We start from the raw sequence: 17,257 nt of genomic DNA on the forward strand, positions 1-17,257 counted from the left end.
GCGGTGACGGTCTCCCGTTACCGCTATCGAGGCAACACGATTCCAACCCTTGGAGCCTCAACCACGCCTGAACGGCAGAGGCCGTGGAGAGCCCGATGCGGTGAGAGCCGCACGCCGGGTTCGGAGAGCGGCACGGAGAAACGGACCGATGGCAACATCGGCACCGCGCTCCGTGCCGACTCAACAGACCAGGACTCGTCCCGGCACAGCGCGAAGAAACAGGAACCCGCCCGAAGCCGCACCCGACAACGGTGCGACAGACGGGAATCGCCCTCCTTTAGGCGGGCGAGGATGTCAATACACCCACGAGGGCGACGGGGCAGGCGTCAACACTCGCCCCGCGGTGAGCGCGGACGGCAAGCGCGCGGTGACCGTGTCCATCACCACCACGACCGCGCCGCCGGACCTGGCCGCGCTCAACCGCGCGACGGGCGCCCTCGTCGACCACGCCCTGTGCGACAAGCCCGCCAAGAGGTGACCCAAGAGTCAGGCCACGTCAGCAACGCTTGCGGCGGGTGGCCGCCAACGGCTTTGACCGCCCACCCGTTCGGCAATGTCAGGCTGCCCATTCCAGCCCGAGGCCTACAAGTTGCTGGTGCTTCTCGGGAGGTGAACCCGACGCGCCTCGCTTTGGCATGGGACAGCCATACTCCGAGTTTCACGGTGTGCTCTTGGCCGTCGACCCGACAGGTCGCCGGCTGTTGACGAGGCCGCCACCGTGTCCGCTGTGTCGCGCATCACATCGACCTCATGTCACGGACGAGGCGGCAGTTTGCATCTGGTGGTCGTCAACAGCGAGTGAGGGAAGGCGAAGTGATGAGCGCACAGCACGAAGCCGGCAGGGTGATCACCCATCGTGTTCTGATTCTGGGGGCGGGCTACGCAGGGATGTCCGCGGCCATCCAGCTCGCGGCGCGGGCAGGGCGGCGCGAGGACGTGCAGGTGACCCTGGTGAATCCGCAGGAGCGGTTCACCGAGCGGCTGCGGCTGCACATGACGGCGACCGGGCAGCGGCTCGCCGAGCTGAGCGTGCCGGAGTTGCTGGAGGGTACGGGCGCGCAGTTCGTGCGCGGCTGGGTGACAGCGGTGGACGCGGATGCGAGGACGGTGCGGATCGACGACGACCGGGTCCTGCACTACGACACGCTGGTGTACGGGCTGGGCAGCCTGGCCGACACGGCGGCGGTGCCGGGCGTCGAGGACCACGCGCACAGTTTGAACAGCGCCCAGGACGCCGAAGTACTGGCCGACCGTCTGGGGCGGCTTGGCAGCGGCACGGTGGTCGTCGGTGGCAACGGGCTGACGGGCGTCGAGTCGGCTGCGGAGATCGCGGAGCGGCACCCGGAGCTGAACGTCGTCCTGCTGGGCCGGCAGGAGCCCGGTGCGGCCATGAACGCGAAGGCCAAGGCGTACCTGCAGGCCGCGCTGAACCGCCTGGGCGTGGTGGTGCGTAGCGGCGTCGAGGCGGTGAAGGTGCTGCCCGATGCGGTCCAGCTGGCGGGCGGCGAGAGCATCACCGCCGATGTGGTCCTGTGGACCAGCGGCACGCGGGTGTCGCCGCTGGCGGCCGCCGCCGGACTGACCGTCGACGAGCGCGGCCGCATCGTCACCGACGCCGCGCTGCGGTCGGTGTCCCACCCGGAGGTGTACGCCGTGGGTGACGCGGCCGCGATCCGCCAGGGCTACGGCGTCATGCACGGCACCTGCCAGGGCGGTATGCCGACCGGTGTGCATGCCGCGGTGTCGATCGTCCGCACGCTGAACGGCAAGCAGCCCAAGCCGTTCCGCTTCGGTTACTACCACACGCCGGTGAGCCTGGGGCGGCACGACGCAGTCGTGCAGTTCACCCGCCCCGACGACAGCCCGCGACGAATTCATCTGACCGGCCGCGTGGCGGCCAGGTATAAGGAGACGGTGACTGCCTCGCCCTGGCCGACCTATGGCCGTATGAAGAAGATGCCCGCCTCGGGCGCCTTCTGGCCCCGCGGCGGCCGCTTCACTCGGATTCAGGAAGTGCGATGACCCACTTGTCTGCGGATGCCGACCAGCAGGTGTTCCACCTGCATAGGAACTTGCTGTTCTCGGTGGCCTACCGCGTCCTGGGCACCGCGGCCGATGCCGAGGACGCGGTCCAGGACGCCTGGATCAAGTGGTCGGCCGCCGACCGCTCGCAAGTCGCCGAGCCCAAGGCCTACCTGACGCGCATCGTGTCGAATCTGGCGCTGGCACGGCTGCGCTCCACCCGGCACAAGCGTGAGACCTATGTCGGGCCGTGGCTTCCGGAGCCCATCCTGACCACCGGTGACACCGCCGAGACCGTCACCGACTCCGAGTCGGTGTCGATGGCCATGCTCGTGGTCCTGGAGACACTCAGTCCGCTGGAGCGCGCGGTGTTCGTGCTGAAGGAGGTCTTCGACTTCAGCCATGCCGAGATAGCGGAGGCGGTGGAGCGTTCCGAGGCCGCGGTGCGGCAGGCCGCGCACCGTGCTCGTGAGCATGTACGGGCCCGGCGTCCACGCTTCAGCGCCGACCGGTCGCGGCAGCGCGAGGTCACCGAGCGGTTCCTGGCAGCAGCGACGGGTGGGGACGTCAACGCCCTGATGGAACTGCTGTCCCCGGACGTCACCTTGTGGACCGACGGCGGCGGCAAGGTCCGCCAGGCCCTGCGTCCGGTCGTGGGCGCACGTACGGTGGGTGCCTGGTTCGCAGCCATCGGTACGGTCACCTACCAGGGCATCGACCCCACTGACATGACCGCCGAACTCGTCGAGATCAACGGCGGCCCGGGCATGGTGTTCAGCGGATCGGGTCGCGTGATCGCCGTAGTCACCTTCGACTTCGACGCCGACGGCCGCATCATCGGCATCCACAACGTCGCCAACCCCGACAAACTGCAGGCCATCGCCGAAGGCACCATTCACGGCATCGGCACCTATTGAGCCCGAGCGGGATCCGTCCTGCTTGGCGACGTACATGTGAAGGCGGTCGAACTTGCGCACACATGTGCCGCCTGACGGGACGGGGAACAGGAGCAGGACTGGCGAATCGAGGCGAGTGAGGGTGGGGAAGTGCATGGCCCGGTCCGGCGGCGGCAGAAACTGCTCCGGCGAGCCGGGTGAGTCGCCTCCGCGCACCGTGGACCACTCTGATCGGGACCTGCCGTTGAAGCACCTCTCCGCCCGGTCAGAGGGCAGGCTCCGGCAGCTGGCCGAGGTGCTTGACGACCCGCTCACGCAGGAGGAGGTACTCCTGCCAACGACGGGGCAGGGGCCCCGGCGGGCGTTTGACGGCACGCGCTGCGGTGACAGTCTGGCCCTGCTGGAACTGCTCGCGGGTCAGATCGAGTTCGACTCCGCTGGGCAGCTGACTCCACCAGTGAAAGCCATGCTGCTTCCCGTTGAGGTGGACTTCGCCAACCACAAGGTCGCCGCCGAAAATGTCGTTGACCACCAGCGCCGTGATGTCGCAGTGGCCCCAGGCAGGGTTGTCGGGCTGCCAGCCCGCACGAGCGAGGTCGTCCGGGGAGCAGGTGTCAGCAGCCCAACTGGCCCGCAGGGCCTTGTCGAGGGCGAGCAGGTTCCAGGGGATCATGTCGGCAGCATCGCAGCTGCCACCGACAATGTGTTCCGGCGGTCACGACAGTAGAGGGACCACCAGCTGAATGTGACCCTTCGTGTCCCCTCCGCAGCACGTCCGCCCGACGCATGCGTGAGTATGCCGACAGCGAGGCAGACGTAATTCCCTAGCGGTGGCCGTAGCGGCTGTCGGTTCCCGCTTGTGATGCGGAGTCCGACAGGTGAGTCCTGTCCGTCCGTCTGCGGTTCGGGGATCCTGATGAATCGTGCGTGGTCCACAGCCTTCCGTGAAGCCGCCTGCATCCGAATCCGGTTGCCGCTTCGTCACCGGCTGCGCATCCTGCTGGGATGCGCTTCTCCATCAACATCCCGAACTTCGGTGACTTCGCCGACCCCCGGAACGTCGCGACGGTGGCGACTGCCGCCGAACAGGCCGGCTGGGACGGGCTCTTTGTCTGGGACCACGTCCTGCACCGGCAGCACGAGGGACGTCCCTTCGGAGATCCCTGGATGCTGCTGACCGCGGCCGCGCTGGCGACCTCCCGGATCCGACTGGGCGCCCTACTGACGCCGGTTCCCCGCTATCGTGCGCAGCAACTGGCCCGCCAGGTGGCCACCCTGGACCACCTCAGCGGCGGCCGGGTGACCTTCGCCGCGGGCCTGGGCGGTCCGATCGACGACGAATACCGCAGCTTCGGCGACGCCGCCGATCCACGTCTCCTCGCAGAGCGGCTGGACGAGGGGCTGGAGCTGTTGCGGCGCTTCTGGTCCGGCGAGCCGGTGAACCACCACGGTCGGCACTACGAGGTCCGGGACGTGACGCTGCTGCCCGCCACCGTGCAGCGACCCGGTCCGCCGGTGTGGATCGGCGGGTTCTGGCCGCGTCGTGCGCCCATGCGGCGGGCAGCGCGGTGGGATGGCGCGGTGCCGCTGTTCGAGACGGCTCGGCACGGGCATGCGCCCGACGTGGCGGAGGTACGGGAACTGGTCGGCTATGTACGCAAGCACCGCACAGGCGGGGCCGAGCGTCCTTTTGAGTTCGTGCTCGGCGGTGCCACGCCCGCCGACCCGGCGAAAGCCAGGGACGTGATCGGTCCGCTGCACGACGCCGGCGCCACCTGGTGGGACGAGCGGCAGGTCCAGACCGGCCCCGACCTGGACCGCCTCTCTCCGGTGCTGCGCCGCATCGAAGCGGGGCCGCCGGTGATCTGATCAGCCATTCGAGGTTGTCTCGCACGCGCTTGGCGTCCCCCTGGGAAATCGTGACCGCGCGGGCGGGGAACGACATGACGCTGATCACGTAGATGGTGGGGAAGAGCGTGACCGGCCGACAAGGATCTGGGCGCAGGACCGGACGTGCCCGGTGAGGGCTTCCGGCTGGGGGCAGCGGATGAGGACGGGGCCTCGAGGCGGAGTTGTCCGGTCTCGATGAGGGAGCCGGGGCGGCGGAGTATCCAGCCGGCGACGGTGCGGGTGAGGGCGGGGGAGCGGTGAGCGGCTCGCTCGAGAGGCGCTGTCCGAGGAATCAACTCATCGACAAACGCTGTCGCTGAAAGTGAAGAAGCCAGCGGTACTTGGGTCGGGTCTGGTGTGCCGTGACCTTGGAGTCTCGGCTGTGTGCGCGGGTGAGTGGCTGAGAGGGGGAGGCCACGGGACGATCGCTGCACGCCGCCCGCTAGCATCCTGTCGCATGATGAGACGGGGGTGGCGGCTGGGTGCCGTGGCGGGGGTGGCGGTGCTGGCGGCGATCTGCGCCTCCGGTCCGGAACGCCCGGAGGACATCCGCGCGGCGTCAGACCTTGGCCCCCTGCCGACCGACCGCTACGACTTCACGCCGCAGGACTACCAGCGATCGCAGCGGGCATCGGCGTTGCTGGTCCGGCAGTGCATGGCTGAGCGCGGCCACCCGGACTTCCCGCTCGACCCTCGCTTCCCCAGTGACCCCGCTGTCGCCACCGCGGTCAGCACCGACTACGGCGCCCTGGATCTCTCCGCCGCCCGCCGCTGGGGCTACGGCTGGGACCCGGCAAAGCCCCTGGCCCTCCGGCCGAAGGGCCGCCGGATGACCTACGCCGAGTATGCGGACCTGCCCGCCTGCAACGCCGAGGCGAATCGGCGGCTGATGCGCGGCATCGACCTCAGGCGGGACTGGCTGTACGCAAGCACACGGGCGGTCGAGGTGGACAAGGTGGTCAAGCGCGACCCGCGCCTCCGCGAGGCCTGGGATGTGTGGTCCCGCTGTGTGGCAGAACAAGGATTCCCCCGCTATCCCGACCCCGTCGCGGCGTACACGGACGACGCCTGGCAGCGGGAGGGTGACGGCAACACCCGGCACACGCAGCGGGAGCGGGCCACAGCCGTCACGGATGTCACGTGCAAGCGCCGCCACCACACGGCCGAGGTCTGGCACGCTGTATGGGCGCAGAAACAGGCCGTGGACATCTCACGGCACCTCGACCGCTATGCCGCCGGGCTGAAGGCGCTGCGGACGTACCGAGCCAACATCACCGAGGTGCTGCGGAAGCTCGGCTGAGGGGCCCTTAGGAGAGCTCCCCCGCACCCAGGCGGAGGACCGCGTGATCATGCCAGTGTGTCCCGTCTGAGATCATGAGGTGCAGACGCTCAATTCGCGCTGTGACCGGAAGGGCGGGCGCCGGCTCAGCCTCTACTTGCGCGTATGTCTCCAGTGATTGGTCGGAAGCCACCGTCAGGTGAGGGACTACCTCGGGGAATCGCCCGCCGTGTGGAGGCGCCTCTGGCCGGCGCCTACCGATTGCCTCCGTGAGTGCCCGGAAGGATTCGGCAGGGTCAGGTGTCAGCCAGAGAGCGTTAGGGAACCGGCCGAACCCAGCGAAGGCGACATCGAAGGTGCCGTGCTGCAGAACAAGGCACTGCAGCGAGTCCAACGTGTCCGAGTCGATCCGATCAAATGGCAGGAACGGATACAAGACAGTGATGTGGGCCGGCAGTCCAGCCCTGGCCGGCTCATCCAGGCGGACTCTGTGTGCGTCCACAACCGGGTCGGCTGCGGGCACCTTGGCGAGGATGATCGACTGTCCGGCAGGGCGACCAGGGCTGTCAGTGATGGCCACAAGATGACCTTGCTGATGCACATTGTTGATGCCAACTGGATTTTCGGCCCATTCTGACTTCGCTCACGGGGCATCGCGCTTGGCGAAGCACTGAGTCCTCGCCATCTTCGGACTTACAGGTCGGAGGCTCTGGCGTGGCACTCGCTCGGGATACTCATGCTGATCTCGGGCGGGAGTCTGCGTCTTGATCATCCGTCATGTCATCGGTCGAGGCTGTCACATTTGGGTCATTGAACCCAACCCGGCCAGCCGGGTTGTCAATGTCAAACAGCCGCTCGCGGCGGCGCGGCCCGAAGGGCACATCAGCCCCCAGCGTCATCTCCCGGTGCGGTACGCTCTCGCGGCCCACGGCCGGCGACGGCGTCCGCGAGGGGCGCAGCCAGGTCTCCGTTGTAGGTAGTGTGCGGAAATGACAAGAAGCGAGCGACTCGCGGACCAGTTGGACCGGCACTGGCACAAGAACCTGCGGCCGCGGCTGCACGGTCTTGCCGATGAGGAGTACTTCTGGGAACCGGTGCGCGGCTGCTGGAGCATCCGCCCACGTGGCACGTCGGCCACACCGATGTCGGCAGGCTCGGGGGAATGGACGATGGACTCCGCGTCCCCTGACCCGGTGCCGGCGCCGGTGACCACGATTGCCTGGCGGCTGGCGCACATCATCGTCTCCTGCCTGGGCTATCGGGTCGGATGGCACTTCGGCGGCCAGGACGTCGACTCCCAGACATTCGCCTACGCGGGGACCGCTGACGAGGCACTGAAACAGCTCGATGAGATGTATGGGAGATGGAACGCGGGGGTCCGCGAGCTCTCGGACGTTGACCTGGAGAATCCGCCCACGGTGGGTCCCGAGCGGTTTCCCATGGAGGGCATCGTCCTGCACGTCAACAGGGAGCTGATCCATCACGGCGCCGAGATTTCCCTGCTGCGCGACCTCTACCGCTGGCAGGACGGAGCCGCACCGCGCCGAATATGACGTTCCGGTAGCCGGCGATCGAGCTTCGGAAAGCTACGTGGACTCCGTGACGCTCCGTGGCTGCGAGCAGCGGCCCATGCTGCCGCGCCGGCGCCCGTCGGAGTCACGACGGTGTCGGCGGTCGTCAACGCCACATACCCCCGGGGCCGCTCGGCGGGGCGCAACGCGTGGATCGCCACGAGTTGAGGGGCCAGCAGAGGGACGCGCACCTCCGATCCGTCATCGTCGAGGACCGTCCGGCCCGTCGGATGTGTCATGAGAAGCGATGGATACTCGCATTGTGCGGCGGTCGGATCAACCGCGACCAGTCCAGGAGCCGGCACGCCGGTCCCCGGGAGCAGGGTCAGGGCGCCAGCCTCCCTGTTCAGCCAGTCCTCGGCGTGGTCCACGTTGACGAAGGTCCGCAGTACCAGGTCACGGGCGCCTCCGTCCCGCGTGCCGATGGTCAGCCTCCGCATTTCCGCGGTGATGCCGCCGTGCAGCACCTCGGTTCTGACGATCCGTTCGCCGACCTCCAGGTGCCGGCTCACCCAAGCCAGTGTCAGCGGCCGGACAACCGCCGCCTCATGGTGGTTGGTCACCGCGCCACCCCATCATCCGGACAGCGGCACGCGCGAACGTCTTACTTGGGGGCATTGGTCGTCTTGTGCCGCGCGGAGATGCCGCCGTTTCGGCGAGCCGAGGAAGCCGAGGTCGGCCAGGGCGGCCAGGCCCGCCACGCGGAGGTGGTACAGATCTTGCTTGTGCCGGGCGGTGGTGATCTCGGAGGCGCGGCCGTCGGGCCGCCGGACCTCAGAGCTGCTCTTCCGGCAGCTTCTTGTGCGGCAAGACCGGCACCACCATCATGCGGTGATACGCCCCTGGCTGGTGCGGTTCGCCCACTGGAAGGCCGTTGACCTCCACCCAGGCGTGTGCGCGGAACGGCGCCGTGCGTACCCCCGTGCACCAGTCCGGCCAGACCCCGCGCATCCGGCACAGCAACGCCGTGGCCACCGAACGCTGAAGGCAGCCCTCCCCGGCGCAGCGCGCGCTGACCGCAACGATGGCTTCGCGTGCGGCGAGCGCCTGAGAGGTGGTGGCGGGGGCGGCCCCGCGCCGGGCTACGGACAGGACGCGGCGGATGCGGTGCGGCTTGAGGGTGACGATCAGCCGGGCGGCGGCCGTGGCGATGAGGACGGGCAGACGCCGGCGCAAGGGCAGGCGGCTACGGGCTGCGGGCACCATCGGCTGGCTCATGCGGGCACCACCAGCCGGGCCGTGGTCAGCGCCCGCGTGATCGAGGCCGTGTCGGCGCCGGCGCGCTCTGCGCTGAGCCGGGGGTACGCCTCGCGGAGCGCGCGGGCCGCCTCCGGTGGTTCGGCGCCGTCGAGGAGGCTGCGCAGCACGAGCGCCGCCGTGCGGTTGAGCTGCCAGTAGCGGCCGGTGACCTCGTCGAGCAGCACCATGCCGTCCGTTGTGTCCGTCGCACAGACGTCGCCTCGCAGGGTCAGGCTCACGGTGCTCCTTCGTTGATCACGGTACTTGGTGGGCAGGCAGCCGCGGCGCGGGCACGCAGCCAGATCTCGCCGCCCAGACTGGAGCTGAGGGAACGCAGTGCCTCCGGGGTCGGATGCACCCCGAGCAGGGACGCACGGAGCGCGGCGTCATCGATCAGTCCGGCGCGGGCGAGCCGCGAGCCGTCGAAGAGTTCCACCAGCCCGGCGCGGTTGTGGTGCAGACTGACGTGGAAGTCCGTGCTGTACTCGCCCTTGGTGTTCCTTCGCAGGACGTCGTCGGGCACGATGCCGCGTACGGCTTCGGCGAGCACCGGCTTGTACCGGCCGGGCGTGCTGCGCTCGGCCACGCGAATGGCCAGGGCCGCCTCGAGCACCTTGTCGTCGAGGTAGGGCGCGGCCAGCCGCAGTCCTCGGCGGGACATTACTTGGTCCAGTTGCCGCAAACCGTGCCCACCGGTCCGTACGCACGCGAGGGCCGTGTGCTGTCCCCGCTCGGGCGCGAGGGGCTCGGCGGTGGGTGCGGCTTCCCGGAGCAGGTCCCGCACGGCCTCGGCCGCGTCCCGGGTCGCCCACGGCGGCATGCGCAGGTCCACCCCCCACGCCGTAGAGGGGGCGCCGCGGACCATGGCCGGCGACGGCAACTGCGGCGCCGTGAGACCCTCCGCCCATGCGGTCAGCCACTGGCCGAACGTCCTGCGGTCCGCAAGCTGACGCAGCAGCTGCACAAGCGGCCAGTGCTGCGAGGCGCGGTGCGTACGGATACGGGACCAGGCCGCCAGGGGGTGGCGTCGGACGTAATCGTGCAGGTGCGGTGGAAACGTGCTGAACAGCTCGTCTCCGCCGCCGCCCATCAGGTGCAGACGGGATCCCCGGCCCCTCATCAGGCGGGACAGCGCCGCCATCCTGGCGCCGTCGCGCACCCACGGTCCCGGCTCGTCGGTGGGCACCGCGTCGCCCGTGAGATCCGCCAAGTTGCTGTACCAAAGGGGCCATTGGTCTGGAGCGGGCGTGACGTGCTCGCTGGCGGGAAGGCGGGCGGCAGCACGCACGGCCCAGGCCGCATCGTCGTTGTCGGGGTCGAGGCTCTGCCAGTGCAGCGTCACCAGCTTCGCTCCGGCCGGCCGGGTCCCCTCCTGCTCCCGTGCGGCCAGGAAACACAGGCTGGTGGAGTCCAGACCTCCGGACAGGTCCGCGCTCACCGTGCCCCCGCCGGCCGTGCAGGCGTCCACCGCTGCGGCCAGCGCCGAGCGCACCGCGGGCACGCCTTCCTGCCATGCGCGGTCCGGCTCCGGCGGGGTCCACCACGGCTGCGTGCGCACCTGCCCGTCGGCGGCGATCAGCAGACAGTCGAAGGACGGCACGGCGTGTACGCCCTGCCACACACAGCGGTCGTCCAGCGGGTAAGGAAGCGGGGAGGCCAGCAGGTGCGCGGCCAGGAGCTGTTCGTCGGTGGCCGCTTTGGTCACGGCGGCGAGCCTGTCCGCCCGGTCGGCGGCCACGGACACCCCGGCCACTCGCGCGTGAAAGAGCCGCCGCACCCCGGACGCGCTTCCTCTGGCCCTGACCGAGCCGTCGACGGAGGCCAGGAGATGGAAGCTTCCGGTCAGGCCGTGGCCGATCTGCTCCACGTCCCCGATGTCCCGCAGCCGTCCCGCCCGTGCGGAGAGCGCCTCGACGGTGACCGGGCAACGCCCGATCACCGCGACTCGCCGCGCCCCTGCCGCGCCCACCGTCACGTGTCCGTCCGGCCAACTGCCCAGCAACCACGGCCGGCCGGAGTGGTGAGAGATGGTCTCGGTGGCCCAGTGGCGCAGAAGCCGCGCCGCGGCCACGCCGGATTCACCGTCCGGGAGGATGGTGAACCACACGTCACCACTCATGGCACGTCACCCATCATGTGCTGTCGGTCTCTGGCTCAGTTGGGACCGAGGTACCACTCGTAGGGCGGGAACCCGCCCTCGTAGTACGCACCCAAGGCCTCGCCTCGGGTCAGCTCCGCGAAGTCACCGACTTCCACCATGGCCGGCGGCTCGTACACTTCCTCCTGGTGCATGAAGGTCCTCTCCTTGCTTCCGCTGATGGTGCGTGGAACCCACGCCCCGGCGGAAATTACCCACAGCATTTCGGCGCCACATCCAACAGCGCCCGCTCCCACCCGAATCAGTGAACCGAGCGGATTTCGTCCACCGGCGGAAGCACGGAAGAGACGCCCTGAGCGCCGTGCACGCCCGGAGCCGGGAAGGCACCGATGAGATCGGGCGCACGGGACAAGTCCACGGCTCTGCCGATGAGTTCCCCCGCCCGCGCGGTGTCCCTCACGTGGCAGTCTCCGCAGTGTCTATGGCGGCGCCGTGGCGGCGGCTGTATTCGGTGATGGCCTGCCACAGGTCGCGCCGGTCGGTCTCGGGCCGGCCGTGGGGGGTGAAGTACAGCCCGGCATAGGTCGTGCTTGTCTGCTGGTACGAGTGAGAGCGCGTGTTCGGCTATCGCCTCAGGCCGTTGAATGAGGGCACCCTGCTCTTGCTGAGAATTATGTCCAGCAGGGCGGTGCTCCCGGATGGCAGGTCAGCAGGCGGGGGTCAGTCCTCGCTCCGGTGGGTGACCGGTGCGTCGGTGCGATCGCCGGGGAACTCGTACCAGCAGCGCTGCAGGCACACGAACTCCACGTCGGCGCGTACCAGCCGCATGAACCCGTAGACGGTCTCGGCGAGCCGCTCGTGGGCGCCGGGGTGAGCGAGCCGGCCGTCCTCGGTGAAGGCCTCGTGCGCGCGGGGCAGGCTGAACATGTCGGGGTAGACCCGTGTCCCCAGGTGTTCCAGCGGGACGCGCAGTGCCCACAAGCCGCGGTTGCCGCCGATCATCGAGGGGGAGGAGGAGACCAGCAGCGCGTGCTTGGTCTTGAACGGCTGCGGCCGTGCTCGGGAGACCCAGTCGATGGCGTTCTTCAGCAGTCCTGGAAAGGAGGCGTTGTACTCGGGCGACGAGATCACGAGTGCATCGCAGCGCTTGATCCTTTCGCACAGGGCCAGGGCACCGGCGGGCAGCCCCTCGGAGTCCTCCACATCCCCGTCGTACAGCGGCATGCCGAAATCCCGCATCCTGGCCAGGTCGACCTCGGCACCGGTTTCGGCGATCAGGTCCGCCGCCAGCGAGGCAAGCTGCGCATTGGTGGACCCGGCGCGCAGTGCAGCGCCGAATACCAGGACACGAACGGGAGCCGGCTGAGCATCCATGGTCATCCTGCGGTCCCTTTCGCCGGGCGGTTGTCCCCGGCAGCCAGTTTTCCCCAGCCCGGCCTGCTGCATGAGACGACACACTGCGGCTTCTGAGCGGTGCTACAGGCAGCCGAGTCGTACCCGCTCGGCTCGAAGCCGGGGAAAAGGAAATGTGCGGCCGGTCCGGTTGCGATAGAACCAGCGCATGGAAGAACAGCGTCTGCCCGGCGGTAGGACTGTGGGTGCGGTGCGGATCGGGGGTGCGGTTCACCGGCGCTTGCAGCCGTGGACGGCTGGCGTGCACGCTGTGCTGCGCCACCTGGAAGCCGTGGGGTTCGACGGTGCGCCCCGAGTACTGGGGGTGGACGAGCAGCAACGCGAAGTTTTGACCCATCTTGCGGGCGAGACGGCCGGTGAGGCCATGCCCTGGCCTGCGTGGGTCTACTCGGACACTGCGCTCGAAGGCGTCGGCCGGTGGGCCCGGCGGTTGCATGACGCGACGGCGGAATTCATCCCACCCGAGGGCGTGCGGTGGCTCGCCGGACAGACCTGGCGGCCTGGTCTGATCATTGGTCACCATGACGCGGCTCCGTGGAACGCGGTGTGGCGCGACGGCAGTGTGACCGGGTTCTTCGACTGGGACACCGCCGGTCCTTCGTCGCGCGAGTTCGACCTGGCCTTCATGGCGCTGACCTGGGTGCCGTTGCACGCCCGCCGGTTTGCTGAGAAGACTGGATTCACCGCATTCGAGGACCGTTCCCGGCGCCTGCACCTGCTGCTCGATGCCTATCGGTACGACGGCGACCGGGCCGCGTTCGGGGCCGTTGTCGCCCAGCGGGCCCGAACCAATGCCCAAGTCATTGAGCGTATGGCCGCCGACGGCGACCCGGTCTACACCGCCCTGCTACCGGTCGCCGCTGATCTTCGCCACGCGGCCGTCGAAGTCGAAGACCTGCCCACAGGCTTCTGGCGCAGGCCGGCCGACGACTAGGGTCTGCCAGGCGATTGCTTCCGAGCCGGCCAGCTTCTTGATGTGGGGCGGGTTTTCCCCGAGCTCCCGGACTTCCCGCGTCATGGCGGGAGTCACCATGCCCACTTGTCCGCCAGGGCGGAGAAACCGCACCAGGTAGGACAGGTAGTTGTCCGCTGTACCGAAGTATTCGCACGCGTCGACGCTGACGATGGCGTCGAAGCTCTCCTCCTGGAACGGCAGGGTGTGGGCCTCCGCTCGCACGGCTGTTACCTGGTCGCCGACACCCAAGCGGGGGCACAGCGGGAGGAGCGGGGGTAGCGGTCCGGACGTACGAGATCATTCAAGGCAGTCACGGGCCCGGACCATGAGCGAGGCCACCTCAGTCCTCGACGACACCCGGTCCGCACACTGGGCAGACGACTATCCCGGCGATGGCGATCGCATGGTCGCGGGACTTTTCGACGAGCACACCGCCTGCTCGGCGCATTTGGCCACTGCGCCTGGTCATCAAGCGTGAGGGCGGCTTACTGGTGGCTCCATCGGCCTGTTGTGGCCGCCCAGCGGGGGCGTCCTAGAGATCGGATACGGCATCGTGGCTTCCCGCCGTGGCCGAGGCCATGCCACCGACCCCCCCAGGCGGTGGCTCCGGCCGGGCGAGGCGGACAGGACAGCGATGGGGCCTGTGGCCACGCTCCCATGAGACCATGATCCACCGGCCGGGGCCTCGGGACGGAACCCCGGCAGTCGGACAGACCAAGGCGAAGGCTGTCCAGCAGGACGTCAGTCAGTGATAGAGCCACGACCGCCGAGGCCCCGGGTATCACTATCGCTGTCAGTGATGTGCGGTGGGATGGCCGGACTCTGCTGTTGATCTACTGGGAGGGCACCGCGACGCCTTCGTACCCGTCCCTGGCGCCTGCCCTGGCCGAGGCTTTGGCCGATGTCCTGTGGTTCATCGACGGCAGCGACGACGAGCAGATGGATCCGGACGCCGCGGTCAAGGTCCTGGAGGGTGTTCCCCACCTTGTCAGCACGCTGCCGAGCGAGCAGAGGCATGACCTGATCGAGCTGGTCGGGGAGATGGCAGCCGCCGAGACCAACCCGGCTCGACGCGAGTTCCTGGAAAAGTCCCGGCAGGCTTTCGGGCTGAACGACGATGCGTCCTGAGCGATTTCAGGAACAGAGCAGAACGCGCTTGCGCAGGAGTTCGAAGCTGGCGCGGCCAGCCCGGAGGGCGGCTTTGTGGGTGCGTTCGCCCTGGCGGCTTTGGTGGGGTGTGCCAGGGCGAACGTGTTGCTGCAAGAGCTGTGTCAGCGGGTGTAGGTGAGTCGCTGTTCCTTCAGGGCGCCGCAGTTGGAGGCGGACACCTGCACGTAGATGTTGCTGATGTTGCCGCCCCAGTCGACGCAATGGGCCTTGCCGTAGACGTACGTGGGGCCGGCGTAGGACGTGTACTGACCGTAGTCCTCGTCGCCCTGGTCGGTGTCGGCGATGTAGATCCAGGCGGACATGGCCACCGCGGTACCGGGGTTGTTACGGATGGTCGCGACGCAGTTCTTGCCGTTGGAGGCGTTGTACGTGAGGTAGACGGTGCCCAGGGACCCGACGGGCGCCGAGTTCACGGTCTTGTAGGCGCTTCCGCAGACTTTCTGCGGTGTGGTGTTGGGTGCGGCGGAGGCGGGCGCGGCCAGGGCGGCCGTGGTCCCCGCCGTCAGGGCCGCCAGGGCGGCGGCGGTCAGGGCGGAACGAGCGAATCTCATTTTTCCCCCTTGTGACTGTTGGAGTTGTTGCTCCTGTCTCGTGTGACCCGCGGCGCGTGCAAATGGTTGTGCCCTCATACGTAGGGGGTTTCCGCGGCCCGGGGAGTACCGGGCCGGGCTGCGGCCGGCTGCCGATCTCTGGGGGTGCGCACTCGGGATGGGCGGCTGAAGTGTGGGGGTGTCGCCGGTCGTCAGGGTCCAGGTGGGTGCCGGGACGGGAGTGGTGACCGGCCGAGGGACACGATCGGGACGGGGGCTGGGATGCCGGCGAGGTGTTCATCTCCGGTCGTGGTTTCCGGGGCGCTGTGGTCCCTGAGGTCCTTGTGGTTGCAGGGAGCTGGGGGACGCTTCCAGCCCTGCCAGTAGGAGTCGACCCACTGATCGAATTCGTCCGGGTGCATGACGCCACCTCCTTGGCAGCCCGTCCTCGGCTGCGTGTCCCGTGTGCCGGATCCCCTTGCCGGGGGTGAGGCGGTGGACCGCAAGTTCCTCAGAGGGGGAGCCGGGCCAGACAGGGGGCGGGGCCGGTGCGGCGGGCCGCGCCGGCACCCCGATGACGAGGGCCGCCTTGCGCCGGCCGTCTTGCGCGGGTGGCTTTGCGCGGGCCGATTCGTGCGGGCTCTTTTGTGTGAGTCGCTTGGTGCGGGCCCTCTGGTGTGGGGTTGGGGGTTGGTTCTACTGGGGTGTGGTGGTGAGCCAGTTTCTGCTGCGGCAGCCGGGCTGGTAGGTGCTGGTCAGGTTTTTGGCGACGATTCCTGTGTATCCGTGGGGACGGAGGTCGATGGCCGCGAGCTTGTGTGCGACTGTTTCCGGCCAGCTGTGAGAGGTGATGATCCGGTGGTCTTTGATGGGGAGTATGAGGCGTCGCAGCAGCATCCGTCGTTGGATGTAGGGCAGTCGCAGGACCGGTTGTCCCGCGTACAGGACGTCGCAGATCACCAGTTGCAGGCTCGGTCGGCGGCCTGCATCGGCGATGGGGTCGCCCGGTTCGTGATGGTGCGTGCCGAGCAGGTCCCACAGGAGCTGTGGTGAAGGCCGGCCCAGCCGGTCCGGCCTGACTACTTCGGCGTCGAAGACGGCCTCACCGTCGTGGGTCAGCTGGGGCAGCTGTGAGAGCTCGGGGTAGGCGGCCGTCACGTCGTCGCCGGTCTCGGATATCAGGTGAGCTTGCCCGGTGGCGGTGACATGGGCCAGGACGCGCTGCCCGGTCGTCGTTGTTTCGTAGGCGTAGGCGCTGTGTTGTTCGGGCCGGGGCAGAGTCCCGCCCACGGCGGTCATCGGCTGCCATGCGGCGACGCGGTTGTTGAACCGCGCGCGGGCTATTGCGGGCCCGCGGTCTTGCCGGGAAGCGATCTCGTGCATGCGGTTTCTCCTCCGAGCCGGCTGTCTGAGCGCCCGCGGCCCCCCGGGGGTGTTGGTATCGGTGGGGGCGTGGATCCTCGGGGTGCGACTGTGTGCTTCCCGGCCGTCGGGGGCGGGGGCGGCAGCCTCATTGAGGGGCTGCTGTTTTCCCGTCTCAGGTGGGAGCACGTTCCACTTTTGCCCCGCACCGTGGCGGGAGACATCCACTGATCGGTGGGTACGGCGGAGGACCGCGTGCTTGTCCTTTCCGAACGCCGGCTGCCCGCCGGAAGGGACAGCGGCGCGCCGGCTGCCCGCCGGGCCGGCGTCGCGGCCACGCGGGTAGCTGCTGTGGTTGCTGCAGTGCCCGCCGGAGGCAGCAGGCCGCATGCCTGCAGGCGTCCCGTCGGCGGTATCGCGGCGGCGGCCCGCATACCGGCAGGTATTACGCCGGTATGCGGGCCGCGTGCCGGGGCCCCTTTGTCCTTGGTCAAGAGAAACGGGGATGTGTTGGGTCTGGCAGCTGGGCAGCTGGGCAGCATGGTGGCATGGCCGATCTGCCGTGGGATGACGTGAGCTGCTTCTTCGACCCGGGCTCGATGGGGTTGCTGCCCGTCGACCGATTGGCAGCCGTCTGCCGCGTCCTGCCGGGGGGCAGATCAGCCGTCAAGTAGCCCCCACCCCGCGTTACTGACCTCGGCTCGTTAGGGTGATCTTCCTCGAAGTGCCCGCTGTGCCTGGTCTGTTGTCTGTATCCCCTGGTGTATGAGGTATGCAGATGGGGGTGGGCTGAGCTTCGCGGGGCGTCAGCGCCGGGAGACGGTGCGGATGC

The 17,257-nt window shown here is 68.8% G+C and carries 19 protein-coding genes and 1 pseudogene; 9 read left to right on the plus strand and 11 right to left on the minus strand.

The genetic code is table 11. The features are described 5' to 3' along the window. The first annotated feature begins 343 nt into the window (after positions 1-343). The 3 genes from ACIRU3_RS45830 to ACIRU3_RS45840 all read left to right on the plus strand — a co-directional run bounded on the left by ACIRU3_RS45830 (position 344) and on the right by ACIRU3_RS45840 (position 2,939). Positions 344-478 carry a hypothetical protein gene (locus ACIRU3_RS45830; RefSeq protein ID WP_404070133.1) on the plus strand — a complete coding sequence of 45 codons (135 nt, stop codon included), beginning with the start codon at positions 344-346 and terminating at the stop codon, positions 476-478. Between the two features lie 338 nt (positions 479-816). Then, positions 817-2,022 carry an NAD(P)/FAD-dependent oxidoreductase gene (locus ACIRU3_RS45835; RefSeq protein ID WP_404070135.1) on the plus strand — a complete coding sequence of 402 codons (1,206 nt, stop codon included), beginning with the start codon at positions 817-819 and terminating at the stop codon, positions 2,020-2,022. After that, positions 2,019-2,939 carry an RNA polymerase sigma-70 factor gene (locus ACIRU3_RS45840; RefSeq protein WP_404070137.1) on the plus strand — a complete coding sequence of 307 codons (921 nt, stop codon included), beginning with the start codon at positions 2,019-2,021 and terminating at the stop codon, positions 2,937-2,939. Before ACIRU3_RS45835 ends, ACIRU3_RS45840 begins: the two co-directional genes overlap by 4 nt. A gap of 244 nt (positions 2,940-3,183) precedes the next feature. On the opposite strand, the gene ACIRU3_RS45845 is transcribed toward ACIRU3_RS45840, so the two are convergent. Continuing rightward, positions 3,184-3,591 (minus strand): hypothetical protein, encoded by a 408-nt coding sequence (locus ACIRU3_RS45845; protein WP_404070139.1) that lies wholly within the window; start codon positions 3,589-3,591, stop codon positions 3,184-3,186. Between the two features lie 332 nt (positions 3,592-3,923). Between ACIRU3_RS45845 and ACIRU3_RS45850 the strand changes: the two genes are divergently transcribed. Continuing rightward, entirely contained in the window at positions 3,924-4,787 is an 864-nt protein-coding gene (locus ACIRU3_RS45850; RefSeq protein WP_404070141.1) for an LLM class flavin-dependent oxidoreductase, read from the plus strand. 478 nt (positions 4,788-5,265) lie between these two features. Beyond that, positions 5,266-6,108, plus strand: coding sequence for a hypothetical protein (locus ACIRU3_RS45855; RefSeq protein WP_404070143.1), 843 nt, complete (start codon positions 5,266-5,268; stop codon positions 6,106-6,108). Positions 6,109-6,115: 7 nt separating this feature from the next. Here the strand turns inward: ACIRU3_RS45855 and ACIRU3_RS45860 are convergent, their stop codons facing one another. Continuing rightward, complete coding sequence (locus ACIRU3_RS45860; protein ID WP_404070167.1) at positions 6,116-6,568, minus strand: 2'-5' RNA ligase family protein; 453 nt, start codon at positions 6,566-6,568, stop codon at positions 6,116-6,118. Between ACIRU3_RS45860 and ACIRU3_RS45865 the strand changes: the two genes are divergently transcribed. Together ACIRU3_RS45865 and ACIRU3_RS45870 are read left to right on the plus strand one after the other, a co-directional pair. Continuing rightward, positions 6,449-6,724 carry a hypothetical protein gene (locus tag ACIRU3_RS45865; RefSeq protein ID WP_404070169.1) on the plus strand — a complete coding sequence of 92 codons (276 nt, stop codon included), beginning with the start codon at positions 6,449-6,451 and terminating at the stop codon, positions 6,722-6,724. The two genes, ACIRU3_RS45860 and ACIRU3_RS45865, sit on opposite strands and share 120 nt — an antisense overlap. 352 nt (positions 6,725-7,076) lie before the next feature. Then, entirely contained in the window at positions 7,077-7,640 is a 564-nt protein-coding gene (locus ACIRU3_RS45870) for a DinB family protein (RefSeq protein ID WP_404070145.1), read from the plus strand. Between the two features lie 65 nt (positions 7,641-7,705). On the opposite strand, the pseudogene ACIRU3_RS45875 reads toward ACIRU3_RS45870, so the two are convergent. The 6 genes and pseudogenes from ACIRU3_RS45875 to ACIRU3_RS45900 form a co-directional block, all read right to left on the minus strand. Then, positions 7,706-8,221 (minus strand): annotated as a pseudogene (locus ACIRU3_RS45875) (phosphotransferase); the annotation flags it as partial. 211 nt (positions 8,222-8,432) lie between these two features. Then, positions 8,433-8,876 (minus strand): lasso peptide biosynthesis B2 protein, encoded by a 444-nt coding sequence (locus tag ACIRU3_RS45880; protein ID WP_404070147.1) that lies wholly within the window; start codon positions 8,874-8,876, stop codon positions 8,433-8,435. Beyond that, a complete protein-coding gene (locus tag ACIRU3_RS45885; RefSeq protein ID WP_404070149.1) occupies positions 8,873-9,136 on the minus strand; it encodes a lasso peptide biosynthesis PqqD family chaperone in 264 nt (87 codons plus the stop codon). The genes ACIRU3_RS45880 and ACIRU3_RS45885 overlap by 4 nt, the downstream gene beginning before the upstream one ends. Next, positions 9,133-11,016 (minus strand): asparagine synthase-related protein, encoded by a 1,884-nt coding sequence (locus ACIRU3_RS45890; protein ID WP_404070151.1) that lies wholly within the window; start codon positions 11,014-11,016, stop codon positions 9,133-9,135. Before ACIRU3_RS45890 ends, ACIRU3_RS45885 begins: the two co-directional genes overlap by 4 nt. Before the next feature lie 35 nt (positions 11,017-11,051). Continuing rightward, a complete protein-coding gene (locus ACIRU3_RS45895) occupies positions 11,052-11,189 on the minus strand; it encodes a lasso RiPP family leader peptide-containing protein (protein WP_404070153.1) in 138 nt (45 codons plus the stop codon). Positions 11,190-11,715: 526 nt separating this feature from the next. Then, positions 11,716-12,375, minus strand: coding sequence for an NADPH-dependent FMN reductase (locus ACIRU3_RS45900; protein ID WP_404070155.1), 660 nt, complete (start codon positions 12,373-12,375; stop codon positions 11,716-11,718). Between the two features lie 181 nt (positions 12,376-12,556). On the opposite strand from ACIRU3_RS45900, the gene ACIRU3_RS45905 reads away from it, so the two are divergent. Continuing rightward, a complete protein-coding gene (locus ACIRU3_RS45905; protein WP_404070157.1) occupies positions 12,557-13,342 on the plus strand; it encodes a phosphotransferase in 786 nt (261 codons plus the stop codon). Here the strand turns inward: ACIRU3_RS45905 and ACIRU3_RS45910 are convergent. After that, positions 13,256-13,612, minus strand: coding sequence for an SAM-dependent methyltransferase (locus ACIRU3_RS45910; RefSeq protein ID WP_404070159.1), 357 nt, complete (start codon positions 13,610-13,612; stop codon positions 13,256-13,258). The genes ACIRU3_RS45905 and ACIRU3_RS45910 overlap by 87 nt on opposite strands. 579 nt (positions 13,613-14,191) lie before the next feature. Here ACIRU3_RS45910 and ACIRU3_RS45915 point away from each other — a divergent pair. Then, positions 14,192-14,491 (plus strand): hypothetical protein, encoded by a 300-nt coding sequence (locus ACIRU3_RS45915; protein ID WP_404070161.1) that lies wholly within the window; start codon positions 14,192-14,194, stop codon positions 14,489-14,491. A gap of 143 nt (positions 14,492-14,634) precedes the next feature. Here the strand turns inward: ACIRU3_RS45915 and ACIRU3_RS45920 are convergent, their stop codons facing one another. Next, positions 14,635-15,084: a spore-associated protein gene (locus tag ACIRU3_RS45920; RefSeq protein WP_404070163.1), complete on the minus strand. Its 450-nt coding sequence runs from the start codon at positions 15,082-15,084 to the stop codon at positions 14,635-14,637. A gap of 675 nt (positions 15,085-15,759) precedes the next feature. Then, positions 15,760-16,446, minus strand: coding sequence for a hypothetical protein (locus ACIRU3_RS45925; protein ID WP_404070165.1), 687 nt, complete (start codon positions 16,444-16,446; stop codon positions 15,760-15,762). Positions 16,447-17,257 lie beyond the last annotated feature (811 nt).

Origin of the sequence: Streptomyces sp. NPDC101151 (genome assembly GCF_044768335.1) — a bacterium.
Taxonomy (GTDB): domain Bacteria; phylum Actinomycetota; class Actinomycetes; order Streptomycetales; family Streptomycetaceae; genus Streptomyces.